12 protein-coding genes are annotated in these 16,297 nt (G+C 47.8%); 3 read left to right on the top strand and 9 right to left on the bottom strand.

Annotated features, from left to right (window positions below; translation table 11 throughout):
- Positions 1 to 36 precede the first annotated feature (36 nt).
- The 7 genes from A8708_RS21415 to A8708_RS21385 all read right to left on the bottom strand — a co-directional run bounded on the left by A8708_RS21415 (position 37) and on the right by A8708_RS21385 (position 11,671).
- Positions 37 to 1,638 (bottom strand): PucR family transcriptional regulator, encoded by a 1,602-nt coding sequence (locus A8708_RS21415; protein ID WP_068667187.1) that lies wholly within the window; start codon positions 1,636 to 1,638, stop codon positions 37 to 39.
- Positions 1,639 to 1,876: 238 nt separating this feature from the next.
- On the bottom strand, positions 1,877 to 2,293 hold the full coding sequence (locus A8708_RS21410) for a PaaI family thioesterase (protein WP_068667185.1): 417 nt from the start codon (positions 2,291 to 2,293) through the stop codon (positions 1,877 to 1,879).
- A gap of 52 nt (positions 2,294 to 2,345) precedes the next feature.
- On the bottom strand, positions 2,346 to 4,016 hold the full coding sequence (locus A8708_RS21405; protein WP_068667183.1) for a long-chain-fatty-acid--CoA ligase: 1,671 nt from the start codon (positions 4,014 to 4,016) through the stop codon (positions 2,346 to 2,348).
- A gap of 37 nt (positions 4,017 to 4,053) precedes the next feature.
- A complete protein-coding gene (locus A8708_RS21400; RefSeq protein WP_068667181.1) occupies positions 4,054 to 5,826 on the bottom strand; it encodes an acyl-CoA dehydrogenase family protein in 1,773 nt (590 codons plus the stop codon).
- A gap of 66 nt (positions 5,827 to 5,892) precedes the next feature.
- Complete coding sequence (locus tag A8708_RS21395) at positions 5,893 to 7,080, bottom strand: acetyl-CoA C-acyltransferase (RefSeq protein WP_068667179.1); 1,188 nt, start codon at positions 7,078 to 7,080, stop codon at positions 5,893 to 5,895.
- Between the two features lie 107 nt (positions 7,081 to 7,187).
- Positions 7,188 to 9,581, bottom strand: coding sequence for a 3-hydroxyacyl-CoA dehydrogenase/enoyl-CoA hydratase family protein (locus A8708_RS21390; RefSeq protein WP_068667177.1), 2,394 nt, complete (start codon positions 9,579 to 9,581; stop codon positions 7,188 to 7,190).
- Positions 9,582 to 9,628: 47 nt separating this feature from the next.
- Positions 9,629 to 11,671, bottom strand: coding sequence for a (Fe-S)-binding protein (locus tag A8708_RS21385; protein WP_068667175.1), 2,043 nt, complete (start codon positions 11,669 to 11,671; stop codon positions 9,629 to 9,631).
- A 262-nt stretch (positions 11,672 to 11,933) separates the two neighbouring features.
- On the opposite strand from A8708_RS21385, the gene A8708_RS21380 reads away from it, so the two are divergent.
- From A8708_RS21380 to A8708_RS21370, 3 genes are all read left to right on the top strand, one after another.
- Positions 11,934 to 12,521, top strand: coding sequence for a TetR/AcrR family transcriptional regulator (locus A8708_RS21380; RefSeq protein WP_275667925.1), 588 nt, complete (start codon positions 11,934 to 11,936; stop codon positions 12,519 to 12,521).
- Between the two features lie 61 nt (positions 12,522 to 12,582).
- Positions 12,583 to 13,347 carry an electron transfer flavoprotein subunit beta/FixA family protein gene (locus tag A8708_RS21375; protein ID WP_068667171.1) on the top strand — a complete coding sequence of 255 codons (765 nt, stop codon included), beginning with the start codon at positions 12,583 to 12,585 and terminating at the stop codon, positions 13,345 to 13,347.
- 30 nt (positions 13,348 to 13,377) lie between these two features.
- Complete coding sequence (locus A8708_RS21370; RefSeq protein WP_068667170.1) at positions 13,378 to 14,361, top strand: electron transfer flavoprotein subunit alpha/FixB family protein; 984 nt, start codon at positions 13,378 to 13,380, stop codon at positions 14,359 to 14,361.
- 53 nt (positions 14,362 to 14,414) lie between these two features.
- Here A8708_RS21370 and A8708_RS21365 read toward each other — a convergent pair whose 3' ends face one another.
- Both A8708_RS21365 and A8708_RS21360 read right to left on the bottom strand, forming a co-directional pair.
- Positions 14,415 to 14,984: a hypothetical protein gene (locus A8708_RS21365; protein WP_239696788.1), complete on the bottom strand. Its 570-nt coding sequence runs from the start codon at positions 14,982 to 14,984 to the stop codon at positions 14,415 to 14,417.
- Positions 14,985 to 15,150: 166 nt separating this feature from the next.
- Positions 15,151 to 16,296: a winged helix DNA-binding domain-containing protein gene (locus tag A8708_RS21360; RefSeq protein ID WP_239696787.1), complete on the bottom strand. Its 1,146-nt coding sequence runs from the start codon at positions 16,294 to 16,296 to the stop codon at positions 15,151 to 15,153.
- Position 16,297: the final 1 nt, after the last annotated feature.

Here is a 16,297-nt window from a genome sequence, read left to right as displayed (position 1 = left end):
CCCTCAGCGCCAACAGGCAGCCTTGGGTTATGTTCCTTACGATCTTACTTGTAGAAATTGACGGAACAAGAATACCGCCTTCAGTTTCAAGAGATCATTTACTTTTTTGAAATCAACTTGCAGAAGATCACTAATTTTCTCTAAACGGTACGTAACCGTATTCCGATGAATGAATAATTGCTTAGCAGCCTCGCTGACTTGACCATCGTTGCGAATGAAAACTTCAAGTGTGCGGATCATCTCCTGAGAATACTCTGGATCCTTCTCTAAGAGAGGGCGGAGGATCTTGGCACAGTAATCCTCCATAATCGATGACGATAAATGCTGAAAGAGATGGGCGAATTCAATCGTTTCATAATGTAGAACGCGATCAGGCAAACAAAGTTTCTCAGCCATTCTCGCCGTTTCACCACATTCCAAGTATGCTTCGCGAAGCGCAGTCGGTTTCACCTTCAGCGATGAAGTGTAGAACACCATACCATCTCGTTCAGCAGAATGACCCGCATCTTCCTCATATTTACTTAACCATTGGGACAATTCTTCTTCAGGGAAGCCATCCGCCTGCGTCGTGGAGTAAATGGAGAACATGTGATCCTTTAGCACAAAATGATGGCCTTGTAAGTTACTGGTTTTTGAATGAGACTCCATGTATTGCTTTAAGTCTTTGAGCTTCCCCTGCGTAGCTTCTGGAACCAATGACTCCTTCTTGTATTTCCCAACAACACATTGGTAAGCACCAGTAAAGAAGAACAATCCCCTGGATTCTGCTTGTTCCAAAAACGCTTCAAGAGACGTACCTTTATCCAAATAGCGAATTAGATTATTCTGTAGATCTCGTTCAGCCGAAGCTTCGACATGAGACCTAAACGTATAACTCATATGAAAGGTCAAAATATCAGCAGCTTGTTGGAATAACCCTTCTTCTATCGTTGTTAGCAGCATAACATCCGGTTTAAGGAACAAATGCCCTATCGGTTCATCATCTTGTTGTTGTAAACCTACGCGATACGCTCGATCTTTCCCTGCGTACGCCCATCCAGCTTTCCGTTTACTCGGCCAATTCTGTGCAAGCTGATCTAACGACCAGTTACTTGTATGATATAAAACTTGACCTCTTGCTCCAACGACCGCCATCGGGTACCCCAGAATCTCACTGACGAGTTGAAACATAGCAAGCATATTGTTTGGCTGTAGACCAAACTGCATTAACTTCTTTTGCTTCTCTAGTACCGTTTGCAACAGTTCTGTATTTCGACGGTATTCCGCGTTAAATAACGCATTCATGCCATCCGAAAACGTAAACTGAAACGGCATTTCAATAATTGGAAAATGTAAGCGATCCGCTTCATCCATCACAATTTGCGGCAACTCCGTCCAAAATCTCCCAAGCTTAATCCCTAATCCCGCGGCACCACGGTCATTTAATTTGCGCAGGAGGTTCACAGTTTCTTGCGGGCTGTCTTTCATCGCAAAAGCAGTAGTGAACAGCATTTCACCTGATTTGGTCCAATCAGCAATATCTGGTGCGTCCATAACATTAACAGATTTAACAATGCGGGATTCTCCTTGCTTGCCAGCTACCAGCTTTGCTTCCGTCAATGGATAAATCGCCAACGCTTCACGAATGGTAAGATGCATCGTGCTTCCCCCCTGTATGCCTTTTTATCGATTATAGGATGAGCGAATGCCATCAGTCAATGGATTTATGTAAGTAAACATAACATGTATATTAATAAAATGAATATTTATTGAACAATGTTAATTATATGTTATATTATATAACATATAATTAATCAAAAGGACCTTCACGACCACACCTATTGTGGTTATGAAGGTCCTTTCTGGTTATGAAAGTCCTTTCTTGCCAATCTTTCGTCTAAATCACACGAAACGTTCCCGTACCCATCGTTCCTAAGTTCCCTTCACGATCCTCAACTCGGCCTTGCGCTGTAATCATTTTACGTGATTGATGAACAAGTTCCGCAGTCACTAGCAGCCTCCCTGCATACAGGGGAGAAACAAAATGCACATTTAAATTCGTCGTAACCACTTTCTCTTCCGGTCTAGCGATCATCGCAATGATGCCCATGGCCGTATCTAACAATGACGATGTGACTCCGCCATGAACCATACCGATAGGGTTCAAATGGTGGGACTTTGCCTCTAAAGCAATGGTGATAACACCATCCTTCAACGCAACAAATTCACAACCCAGAAAGCCCCAGAAGGTGGGCTCCGCTGCTGCTGCGAGTTGTTGCAATTTACGAATCATACGATCATTTCCATCATCCATTGGACTCCCTCCTTCTATGTAAGGGTTGCCCTTACGCATGATGAGAAACCCATTACTGTTTTAATTCTTCCTCTAGTAATTGCCGCCTCAGAACTTTTCCAATCATGGTTTTCGGTAATGACTGCCTAAATTCAACTTTGCGCGGAACTTTATAGGCCGCAAGTCGTTCCCTGCACCAGACATCTAAATCCTTTTCCGAGAGCTTCATCCCTTCTCTTAGCACGATAAAGGCTTTCACCGTTTCCCCACGATACTCATCTGGGACACCAGCTACGGCTGCTTCAAGTATGGCTGGATGCTCATAGAGAACTTCCTCAATATCGCGGGGATAAATATTAAAACCACCTGCAATAATGAGATCCTTTTTCCGGTCAACAATAGAAAAGAAACCATCCTCATCCATACGTCCCATATCACCGGTATACAACCAACCATCTTTGATCGTCTTCGCCGTTTCTTCTTCTCGCTTCCAGTAACCCTTCATGATTTGAGGGCCTTTAATAATAATTTCACCGATTTCACCAATTGGCATTTCTTCGCCAGAGTCAGAATCGACGACTTTCGTTACTGTATCCGGGAAAGGAACACCGATGGACATAATTTTACGAAAACCCCAAATCGGATTCGCATGTGTAACAGGAGAAGCTTCCGTCAACCCGTACCCTTCTATTAATCTGCCTCCGGTCAATTCTTCAAATCGTTCTTGCACCTCCAAAGGCAGCGGCGCTGAACCGCTTACACAAACATTGATCGAAGAAATGTCGACTTCCTTCACCCGTTTATGATTAATTAACGCTACATACATCGTAGGTGCACCTGGAAAAATGGTAGGCTTTAGCTTATGAATCGTATCGAGAATCATATCAATATCGAACTTTGGAATCAGGATTAGCATCCCTGCTCGATACATGGCTTGATTCAAAAGTACCGTCAGACCGAACACATGGAAACATGGAATGGCGCCTAAGAAACGATCTCCACCTGGCTGAACCTGATAACACCAATGACTCGTTTGATACGTATTTGCAATTAGATTCGTATGCGTTAACATCACACCTTTGGATAAACCCGTCGTTCCACCCGTGTATTGAAGCAAGGCAATATCGTCATCTGCGTTAACATCCACACAGATCGGTGCAGCCGAAGCTGCACGCAGTAATTTCTTGAAAGGATATACGCCATCCCCGTAGGTAACATCGAGCTTGGCACCATCCTTTTTCATTTTAATCGGATATAACAGATTCTTAGGAAATGGTAAATAATCCTTAATTGAGGTCACAATGACATGACGCAAATCTGTCCGTGACTTCGCTTTCTGTACCCGATCAAATAATAGATCCAGCGTAATGATGACACCCGCTTCTGAATCCGTTAGCTGATGAATCAGCTCTCGTTCCACATACAGCGGATTCGTCATGACGACTATACCGCCCATCATCAATGTGCCGAAATACGCAATGATAGCCGAAGGACAATTAGGCAGCATAATCGATACTCGTTCCCCTGGACGTACGCCAAGATCCAATAACACGTGAGCAAACTGATATGACGCATGAAGCAATTCGCGATACGATAGCTTTTTACCCAAGAAATACAAGGCAGGCCGTTCGGGAAATTGATGTGCTGAATCAACCAACAGACGTGCTAGATTATGTTTCGGGTACTCGTAAGTCGGCGCCACTTCCGATGGATAATGACGCAGCCAAGGCTTTGACTCCCTCATACAAAACCATCCCCTTCAGGTTCTTGTCTCCCAAGACTCATCCGATGAATTTCTCATCCTGAATGACACGTGCGGCGATGTCGCGCTTCAACCCCACTGTATTAATACTGCTGCGTCTGGACAATTTCTTGAGTATGGAAAGCTGAGTCCGAAGCACATCTCCTTCTTCCATCGTACTGAGCGCTTCTTTCGCATATGCCTCAATTTTGTCAAAAGCTTCATGAATAAATACCGTCGTGAGCTGAATGGCGTTTTGGGCCTTGATTTCGCCCTGTTTATCAATAAGTTTTTGCGTCCGCAACAACCCGCTTTCTCCAGCAAAAATCTGAATCATGATATCCGCAAGAAGACTCAACACCTCTTGATTCTTCTCTAGCGCCATCCCATATTTCTGCACGGCAAGCCCGCCAACCATAAGGAACACTTTCTTCGCCATGCGCACAAGATGCGCTTCTTCCTCTAACGTACCATCGAACGTTTGACCTGGCATGTAGGAGAGCAATTCACCTTGCAACTCTTGTGCCTTTTGGAGCAAAGGAAGTTCACCTTTCATCGCTTTCTTCACTAATGTACCTGGAATGAGCAAGCGGTTAATTTCATTCGTCCCTTCGAAAATACGATTAATCCGCGAGTCGCGATAGATCCGCTCTACTTTATATTCTTGAATAAAGCCATAACCACCGTGAATTTGCAGCCCCTCATCCGCAACAAAATCAAGAACTTCTGATGCAAATACCTTATTAATGGAGCATTCGAGCGCGTATTCCGATATGCCTTTTGCCGATATTTTGCCTGCATCAGGACTGGAATGGTCAATATCCTTAAGAATCGTATCGAATAAGCCTGTCGTCCGGTATACCATGCTCTCTAGAATATACGTCTGAATGTTCATTTCAGCTAGCTTCTTACCAATTAGCGGGAACCTTGAAATCGGCGTTTGGAATTGTTGACGCGTATTCGCATATTTCACTGCCAGTTCAATCGTTTCCTTGGATGCTCCTAAACAACCAACAGCTAATTTATAGCGTCCAATGTTCAAAATATTAAAGGCGATGAGGTGACCTTTTCCAATTTCCCCGAGCAGGTTTTCTACAGGCACTTTGACGTCTTCAAAAAATAGCGGACGCGTTGATGAGCCTTTGATCCCCATCTTCTTTTCTTCGGGTCCCATCGTAAAGCCAGGATCGCCTTTTTCCACGATAAATGCAGTGAAGTCTGTACCGTTAATCTTCGCATACACGATGAAAATATCTGCAAATCCAGCGTTAGTGATATATAGCTTGGAGCCGTTTAAAAGGTAGTGCTTCCCGTCTTCAGTTAGGCGCGCCGTTGTTTTGGCACCAAGGGCATCAGAACCCGAAGTTGGTTCCGTTAGACAGTAGGCAGCTATCTTGGCACCAGTAGCAAGGTCTGGCAAATATTTCCTCTTCTGTTCCGGCGTTCCGAAGAACACAATGGGCAGCGTTCCGATCCCGACGTGCGCCCCTATGGATAGGGCAAAAGAGGAAGCGCGCGCTAAATTTTCGCTGATAATCGTAGAACTCACCTTATCTAAACCGAGACCGCCATAGATCTCGGGCACATCAGCGCCTAATAAACCAAGATCACCAGCGCTTCTCATGAGTTTCACCGTCAAGTCATAGTCCAGCTTCTCCAAATGCTCATCATTTGGCATAACTTCCCCATTCACGTAGTCACGAGTTGTTTCCGCAATCATGCGATGCTCTTCAGTGAAATCCTCAGGCGTTACAATAGAATGATAATCCAGATCCGATATAACGAAGCTTCCGCCAACGATTTTGTTCGTCATGAGTCAACTCTCCTTATGATTTGGAATGATGAATAGGAACATGAAAGAACGATGATAATGTGAGGATTAATTGGCTGGATGCACTTGAAACACGCCAGCCGCTCCCATTCCGCCGCCAATGCACATGGACACGACTCCGTATCCGCCACCTCGGCGCTGCAACTCATATATCAAACTGGTTGAAAGCTTTGCGCCTGTGCAGCCAAGTGGATGCCCCAGGGCAATCGCTCCCCCATTAACATTGACTTTCTCCTCGTCAATGCCCAATTCCCGAACAATATGCACACACTGTGAAGCGAATGCCTCATTAATCTCAAAGAGATCGACTTGATCTTGGGAAATACCAGCCATCTTCAGCGCTTTCGGGATCGCTTTGACAGGGCCTACGCCCATGATTTCCGGCTCCACGCCGGAAAGTGCGAAAGACAGGAACGTCGCCATCGGCTTCAGCCCGAGCGCTTCGGCGCGCTCGCGGCTCATCAGCACGGCCGCCGATGCGCCGTCCGACGTCTGTGACGCGTTGCCCGCCGTCACAGAGCCCCCCAAGCTGAACGCAGGCTTCAGCTTGCTCAGCCCTTCCACGGATGTATCGGGGCGTACGCCCTCATCCGTGGCGACAACATACGAGCGAACGAAGGCTTTGCCTCGTTCGTCAACGCCCTTCACGCTCGTGCTCACCGGCACGATCTCATCCGTGAAGCGGCCGGCTGCGATGGCCGCCGCCGCCTTCTGATGGCTGCGCGTCGCGAAGCCATCCTGCGCTTCGCGCGAGATGCCGAAGCGCGCAGCGACGGCTTCGGCTGTATGCCCCATGCCCATGTACACCTCGGGCATCGTCTCTACCAGCCGCGGATGCGGCGAGAGCTTGAAGCCCGTCATCGGGACGTGGCTCATGCTCTCAACGCCTCCGGCGATGACCACCTCGGCGTGGCCGAGCATGATGCGCTCCGCCGCATATGCGATGGCTTGCAAGCCGGAGGAACAGAAGCGATTGACCGTGATGGCTGGCACCGTCACGGGAAAGCCCGCATACAGGGACATGGTGCGGGCGAAGTTCAGCCCTTGCTCGCCTTCGGGCATGGCGCAGCCGATGATAATGTCCTCGACATCACCTTTGTCGAGCCCTGGCACTCGCCGTACAGCTTCTTCGAGTACAGCTTTACCTAGATCTTCCGCGCGCGTTTGCGCGAAACTTCCTTTTTTCGCTCGCCCTACGGCGGTGCGCGTAATGGATACAATGACGGCTTCCTTCATCGAACTCACCTCATTAGGTTTAGTTGGGTACCCTACCCACAATTTGCATTCTCGTTCTCTTTCTGCTACAAGAAGGATTCTACGTTGCACATCGCGCGCACGAACCCCTAGTTCCTCAAAGCTTTGCCCTTCGAGAGCATAAACTGCATCCGCTGCTGCGTCTTCATCTCACCACATAGACTCAAGAACGCCTCGCGCTCCAGATCCAGCATATACTGCTCCGTCACCATCGTTCCGGCAGGTACATTCCCCCCTGCTAACACATGCGCAAGTTTATTCGCAATTAGTTGGTCATGCGCACTAATGTAACCACCTTTCAGCATCGAGTAAGCCCCAACCTGCATAACGGCCTTCCCGTTCTCGCCTACGACACGGATTTTCTCAATCGCAGGCGGTGTATAGCCTGCTGCATCCATCCGAAGCACAGCTTGCTTCGCTTCGTAAATCCGATGATCTGGATTCACCACGACGGAATCTCCCGCTCTCATATAACCGAGACGTTTCGTATCATACCCGCTCGTTGACACCTTCGCCATAGCCACCGTCTCGAAGGCCGCATTCATCCACGGCTGCATATCAACCTCGGGGTCTCTCACTTGCTGACTCGCCAGCAAGGCTAACTCTTTGCATCCGCCACCGGCAGGAATTAGTCCTACCCCCGTTTCGACAAGGCCGTAATACGTCTCCGCCGAGAAAATCGTTTGATCCGCAGGCATACAAGCCTCTACGCCACCACCGAGCGTCATTTTATGAGGAGCAGCGACGACCGGTTTATCCAGTCTTTTCAGCTTCAACATCGCGTTCTGGAATAACCGAATGATGCCATCCACTTCATCCCATTCGCCGTCCTGTGCTTCCATCAACAGGAGCATAAGATTAGCGCCAACACAGAAGTTTTTACCCTCATTGGCGACCACAAGTCCGCGATAGTTGGCTCGCACTTCATCCACACTCTGCCCAATCATCCTGAGAATATCGGCACCAATCGCATTGTTGGGAGACTGGAACTCCAGGCAAGCAACATCATCGCCGATATCGATTAAATTTGCTCCGCTATTTGAACGAATGACCTTGTTCTGCCCTTTGAGTGCTGCTAAGGAAATAATTTCCGGCCGCGACGCCACCTCACGAAGCTCCCTGTTCAAGATTGCGAAAGTACGACCGTCTTTCCGCTCGTAGAAACTGTCATGTCCCGCATCCATCCAGTCTTTTACCCATTCAGGTACGGCACTGCCTTCCGCCTCCATACGTTCCACCGAACGTTTCAACCCAATCGCATCCCACGTCTCAAAAGGTCCCAACTCCCAGTTAAAACCCCACTTAAGCGCATTATCAATGTCCACGATTGATTCCGCAATTTCATCCCGCTTCTCTGCTGCATATAGCAGAACAGGCTTCAAAATGTTCCACGCCAATTCCGAATACCGATCCTTCGCTCCAAGTAATGCCTTCAACTTCTGGACTGTCCCCTTGGCCTGTTTGGCCGCTTCTAAGGAAGCTGAGCTCACTTTCCGGGCCGCCGAGTATGTCATGGTTTCCAAGTTCAATGCTTGAATTTCCTTGCCCTCCGCTGTTTTCACTTTCTTATAGAAGCCTTGACCCTGCTTCTCACCAATCCAGCCTTTGGCTACCATTTCTTTTAAAAGCTGGGGTGTATCAAAGATATCCTTCTCAATCGAATCCGTCACAAGATCAAACACATTGTTCGCCACATGTACGAAAGTATCGAGCCCAACAAGATCTAACGTACGGAATGTCGCACTTTTCGGCCGCCCCATCGCAGGACCTGTTACCGCATCTACTTCTTCAACCGTATAGCCTTTCGCCAACATCTCTCTTAAAGTTACTAGCAATCCATAAGTACCAATTCGATTACTAATAAAATTAGGTGTATCTTTCGCTTGAACTACGCCTTTACCTAGCTTTTTCTCACAAAAAACACGCATACTCGCGATAATGGCCGAATCCGTCTCCGCATTCGGAATAATTTCCAATAATTTCATATAACGCGGTGGATTAAAGAAATGAGTCCCTAAGAAGTGTTTCTTGAATTCCGCACCAGCGTTCTCAACCATGGCATTTATGGAAATCCCTGACGTATTCGATGAGACAATCGTTCCTGGTTTCCACACGCCTTCAATCCGAGCAATTAGCTCTTGTTTCGCCTGCAAATTTTCGATAATGACTTCGACGATCCAATCCACCCCGCTCAGCTTCGCCAAATCATCTTCGATATTCCCTGGCGTGATGCGAGAGGCAAAAGTTTCGCTATACAAGGGAGCCGGGTTGGTCTTTCCGAGCTTCTCCAAGGCACTTACCGCAAATCGATTCCTTACTTTGGGATGATCGAGCGTTAAGCCTGCTCCTTCCTCTTGTGGCGTTAACTGTTCAGGCACACGATCAAGCAACAAGACAGGAATACCTACATTGGCCAAATGCGCAGCAATACCGGAACCCATTACACCCGAACCGATTACCGCTGCCGTACGAATAGTTGTCATGAGATCATCTCCTTAAAGTTTTCGTTAGAAAACTGGCTTCGAAAGCACTACTTAAGTTTCGTTAGACCAAACACCGATTGTGCCAGTATTTCTGCAATATCTCTCGCTTTAACCTGCTCCTCTACCTCTTTCAACTTCGTACCATCCTCCACCATCGTCAAACAATACGGACACGCCGAGGAGATTACCGTTGGCTTGACACTTAACAGCTGCTCCGTACGCGCTACATTCACACGAGTACCCGCCGTTTCCTCCATCCACATCATGCCTCCGCCCGCTCCACAGCACATGCTGTTCTCACGAGAACGCGCCTGTTCCACAAGTTCCACGCCAGGAATCGCCCGCAACACGTTTCGAGGCTCTTCATACACGTCGTTGTAACGACCTAAGTAACAAGAATCATGGTACGTGATGCGCTCATTGACTTCATATTGCGGAGTAAGACGTCCTTCTTTTACCCATAGATCCAGAAGTTCCGTATGATGAAAGACCTCAGCGGTTAAGCCAAATTCCGGATACTCATTCTTAAATGTGTGGTACGTATGCGGGCATGTCGTGACGATCTTGGTGACTTTGTACTTATGAAAAGTAGCAATATTGTCCGCACACAGCTGTTGGAACAAGAATTCATTCCCCATCCTTCGTGGCGTGTCACCTGAATTTTTCTCCTCATTACCTAATATGGCAAAAGAGATACCAGCCTCCTTCATTAATTTCACGAATGCCTGTGTGATTTTGCGGCTGCGATTGTCGTAAGCACCCATCGAGCCTAAGAAAAACAAGTACTCAAAGGTTGGATTTTCCTTTACAGTTCGCACTTGAAGTTCGTCTTCCGGGTCAACCTCCTTGACCCATTTCACCCGATCATTGCGGGAAATCCCCCAAGGATTCCCTTGTCTTTCAATGTTCTGAAGCGCACGCTGCCCGTCATGCGGCATACTGCCTTGCGTTAGCACTAAGTGCCTGCGCATATCAATGATTTTGTCCACATGCTCATTCGCTACTGGACATTGATCTTCACAGTTTCGACAGGTTGTACAAGCCCACAACTCTTCTTCCGTAATGACGCCTCCGATGAGTTCCACTTGGAGTGCGTTCCCGTGTGATTCCGGGGCGAATACCATGGCAGGTACCCAAGGCGACTTCGATGTAATCGCAGCACCCTTCTCTGTCAAATGATCGCGCAGCTTCGTAATGAGATGCATCGGCGACAGCAGCTTGCCGGTCGTATTTGCGGGGCACACACTCGTACATCGACCGCATTCCACACAGGAGTAGAAATCCAGCATCTGCTTTTGCGTAAAATCCTCGATCTTGCCAACACCGAATGTCTCTGCATCTTCATCCTCCAAATTCAAGGATGCCAGCTTACCTGTCGGCTCCGTACGTCGCAACAAGATGTTGATAGGAGCGGTAATAATGTGAAAATGCTTGGACTGCGGCACATAAATTAGGAAAGAGAGCAGGATCAATAGATGCATCCACCAGCCAGCATAAAATCCAATCGTAGCCGTCGAAGTCGACATCCCTTCAAACATAGCCGCCCAACCTGATGTTAGCGGAGCAAATCCTGAAACTGGCAACCCCTCACGAATACGTTCAAAACCACCACTAATAACGACCGACAACATCAAAAACATAATAAAAAACACAACTATACTTGGCTTCCAGCCTCGCTTAAGTCGTTTAAGCTTCTCGATATAGCGTCGATAGGTCGCATACCCCATGGCTAACACGATCAAACCTACTGTCACTTCCTGAATAAGGGTGAAATAGTCATAGCCAGGGACAGGTAACCCTTGGTCAATTAATCCTTTTAAAATAAGGTCCAAAGCACCTAGCTGTAGAATTATGAAGCCATAAAAAATCACGATATGCATAATGCCGCTTTTTTTATCCTTCAATAACTTCGTCTGGCCAAACACCTGAACCATAAACCCCTTGAGCCTTAAACTAGCTTCCTTCTTCAAATCCACCGATTTTCCCAACTGAATATATAAATATCGGTGATACACAACCCGGCCGAACCCGTAGAACGCCAAACCCGTAACCGCCAGAAAAAGGAGAAACTGAATCAGCATACCAGTCATGGAAGACCTCCTTTTATTGTATTGAATATCATTTTGTTAACGCTTACATTCACTGATCACAAAAAAGCACATTTCATTCATCCCTTTTCGAATAAGAGTAGAAACCTGCTTTCATGTGATGAGTAAGCCGACAAACCTCCCTACTGCTTAGTTAAGCGGAATAAGTCGTTGACAAGGCGTACTGCGTATTTTATGATGAATTTACAATAATGAATGAGCATTCATTCACCGATATTTGTATTCTAACACCGAGGTGATCTCCCTGACAAGTAGCAAAAAACCAGACAAGTATTATGCAATTCTCGAAGGAGCAATGAAGGTATTTGCCGAAAACGGATTTCATAAGTCCCAAGTTTCACGCATTGCTAAGGAAGCAGGCGTCGCGGATGGCACGATTTATCTTTACTTCAAGAAGAAGGAGGATATCTTAACTAGTCTGTTCCAGGAGAAATTAGGCGAGCTTGTCGAGAAATTTAATGCAGCTGTACGTGAAAGCACTAGCCCGAAGGATGCGTTGCGCAAAATCTGCGAGATCCATTTTAGCGAGTTGGAAAATAACATTCATATGGCTTATCTCACGCAAATCGAGCTTCGTCAAAGTGATTTGGAACTGCGCAAAGAGATTGGTCTTGCCTTAAAGAGATATATTATCCTCATTGAAAATATATTAGAAAAAGGAAAGAATGACGGCAGCTTCCGTGCCGACCTGGATGTGAAACTGGTGAGACTCCTTATTTTTGGAGGCATGGATGAAGTCGTCACCTCATGGCTGATTTCTGGTCAAAAGTATTCATTAACGGCACAAGTTGGTCCTACGCTTGATTTTTTCATTAAAGGCATGGGGTCGTAATTATTCTAGAAGTAGGCAAGTAAGGTCTCTATTTCATGTATATTCAGGAGGGAGCCCCACTATGGACATTTTTGTATTATTGAAGCAAACGTTCGATACGGAGGAGAAAATCGTCTTGCAGGATGGTGTCGTTCAAGAGGATGGTGCGAAGTTCGTCATCAATCCGTACGACGAGTATGCGGTAGAACAAGCTATTCAACTGCGAGATGCGCATGGCGGTAAAGTGACGCTGCTCTCGATTGGACGGGATCGCACGGCAGAAGCGCTTCGAACTGCACTTGCGATGGGTGCTGACGAAGCTGTTTTGATTACGGATGACCGAATCCTCGGGGACGAATTTGAAATTGCTGAAATCTTAGCCGCTTACTTGCGCAGCCAATCTGTGGACCTTCTGCTAGGCGGCAACTTTTCCGTTGACAATGGTGCAGGTCAAGTAGCCATTCGGCTAGCAAACCTACTTGGATTGCCCCATGTCGCTTCGATTACTCTGCTCGAAATAACAGGAGAGCAAGCACTTGTCCATCGTGATGCCGAAGGCGATATTGAAATCATCGAGGTACCGCTCCCTGCTTTGTTTACAGCACAACAAGGCTTAAATGAACCTAGATATCCCTCACTTCCTGGGATTATGAAAGCTAAGAAAAAACCTTTTCAACACTTAACCTTGGATGATATTTCTGGTGCAGATGCCATTCTTGCTAAAACAACACGACTCGCTTTATCCCTTCCGCCCGAGCGTCAAGCTGGCCGCATTCTCAAAGGCGAGCTCACGCACCAAGTTACTGAACTCGTTCAAGCACTGCGCAACGAATCCAAAGTGATCTAACACCACAAAGTGACTAGGGAGGCTATATCGATGGCTAAACAATTTCTTGTAGTTGCAGAAGCTCGCAGTGGCAAGCTTCGCCAAGTTTCTTTTGAAGCTTTACGTTCGGCGCAGCTATCCGCTGGAGATGGCGATACACTTGCCGCTGTTCTGCTCGGTGGTGCTGGTACGAAAGCGTTAGCTGCCGAACTCGCTGCTTATGGTGCAGACACCATCTATGTGGTGGAGGATCCTCAGTTAGAGAGCTACAGTTCAGAAGCGTATCTAAGTGCCTTGTTGGCCGTGACCTCAGTCGCTGGGCCACATGCTCTGTATTTCGGCCACACCGCAGTAGGCCGAGATCTTGCTCCTCTGGCTGCCGCTTCGCTCGCAGCCGGCCAAATCTCTGACGTTACCGCCATTGAACACAGTGGCGATAACGTCTTGTTCACCCGACCGCTATACGCGGGCAAAGCGGTCGAGAAGAAAGCGTTTACCGACCCGGCTTCGCCATGGGTCGTCACGATAAGACCGAACAACATCGCAGCCGCAGAGCCTGACGCTTCGCGTCAAGCCCAGCTCATCGATGTTGCCTATCCCACTCCCTCCCTGCGCAGCATCATCCGGGAGGTCGTGAAGAAAACGTCCGGCGCCATCGACTTGGCAGAAGCCAAGATCGTCGTCTCCGGCGGACGGGGCGTGCGCAGCGCCGACGGGTTCCAGCCGCTCGAAGAGCTGGCTGCCGTCTTAGGCGGCGCTGTTGGAGCATCCCGCGGAGCCTGCGACGCGGGGTACTGCGAGTACGCGATGCAGATCGGCCAGACCGGCAAGGTCGTGACGCCGGAAATTTACATCGCGTGCGGCATTAGCGGCGCCATTCAACATCTGGCGGGGATGAGCTCCTCGCGCGTCATCATCGCCATCAACAAGGATGCGGAGGCGCCGATCTTCAAAGTCGCCGATTACGGTATTGTCGGCGATCTGTTCGAAGTCGTGCCGCTGCTGACCGCGGAATTTAAGAAACTGCTGGCATAACTGCAGTCTTACACGGCAAACAGCCCCCTTCGCGCGAAGGGGGCTGCGCTTTATCATTTCCTCCATTTTCGCCGAATAAAAACAATGGACGTCCCTACCAGAACGAAACCAACTATCGCAACCAAGGCAACAGGCTGCATTCGTGACAGTTCACCTTCCAGTTGAACTTTCTTGGTTGGCACATTCCCCTCACCTAATACAGCCAGGTCCTCATGCGCTTGATCCAATGCAGCTGTTCGATCACAAATAATTGTGACTAGTAACTCTTTGTCTCCATACATGGAAGAACGGCCAGCATAAACCAAGTATTCTTTACCCTTTTCAAAATTAAAGCCACAATCCCCACCACCACTTCCCGTGTGAATAATAAACTGAGATTGGGAGGCGCCTTTCCATATACGGCTTACTTCGAATCGTGCAGCTTTCGTCATACTCCCATTTACATTTCTTTGCTCATTCACATCGAGGACTCGGCCAGCGAAAACGGCTTCCGAACGATTAAACTGAGCTTCCACAGTTTGAGGCATAGCACAAGAGCAAGCATAGGCATTGGCAGCATGGAAAATCGTTATGAAACTACAACCTAACACAACCATTAGAATCAAACTCAGGACTCTTCTCACCATAACGCCCCCTTATAACCTCAACAACATATCTATATCAACAACTCTTAAACGACCCCGAGCCCTCAAATGTTTCAAGAATAATGTAAAATATTTCCGACAGAAAAGGATTCAATGGGGTGTTTTAGTAGTTTGAGCTAGTTGTTGAACTCATTGGATATGGCGCCTAGCTTAAGAACTGGATCTCATGGGTGTGCTCGTCTACCGCTGCAAATGTCAGTAGTTTAGCCCCTTCCAGTGCTAGCTCGTCTCGTTCCTCAGAAGATAGTTGCCTGAAAGGTTCGATACTAAGTATTGCTGTTCCGCTCCCACGTTTGATTTGCCATATGCCGCAAACGAAACCGTCTACGAGGATCACGGATCGAATAATACCGTTCTTCGTAAAGACCCGATTGCGATAAGCATCATCAATAATCCGTGAGCGATCCGCATGTGACAATAGGATATTATCAAACTCACCCAAAAATCGCGGAGATGACGCCATTGCAGGATCTGGCCGCGGAGCATCTGGGAAATCGAACAATTCAATCCCCTGCTCGTCTCGGAAACAAATTAGATGAGGGCGCAGCTTCTCCATGACCTCACGCAACCTAGTTAAACCTGACCATGCCTGCATATCCTTAATTGAAGCTGGCCCGAATGCTGACAAATAGCGGTGAATCATACGTTCAAGATTCGGTTCGGATGCGAGAGGCGAGCTCAGCCAGCGCTCAGCCGATGTATGCAAAGCTTGGCCACTCTGTCCCCATAGACCGCGTGGAGGCACTTGGACAAGGGGGACCCATGTCCGAATTGCAGCTGAGAGGGCATCCGGATCCCGATCTGGCCACTCTTCACTTAGCCGTTTGCCGAGTTCGCTAAATGTTAACGGCTCCTCTTCTACTAGCGCACGGCCTACAGAAGCAATCCTATTCTCATCTAAACCAGCTAGACTCTTGCTGTAAGTACCGGTATACCCCCGCTCAAGAACAGATTGTACTAGCGGTCGCAATTCCAAGCAATCCCGAGCTGATACCAAGTGAATCGTCGAGCGCATCATCGCAATACGCACCGCCTTCCTCTCTGAAATGAGCAGGCTCAGTTCTTCCTGTTGAAAACCTTCAAGTCGCGCCCATAAACCATAATAGGGAGGATTCGGAGCTTGGGCCTGCATGCCAACCAAATGCTCAATCACCGCTAGCGCTGGCAAATGAACTCGTCTCAGCAGCAATTGTCTCTCGAGTAAGGCTCTGTTCAAAGCACGCCTTCCAAGAACTGATACCGATTCTCGGTTTGCTTCGCTCCCAACTGCCTTCTTCTTATTTATATTCACG

This window comes from Paenibacillus oryzisoli, assembly GCF_001653565.1.
Lineage (GTDB): Bacteria > Bacillota > Bacilli > Paenibacillales > NBRC-103111 > Paenibacillus_E > Paenibacillus_E oryzisoli.
This window is presented reverse-complemented; position numbering and strand designations above follow the sequence as displayed.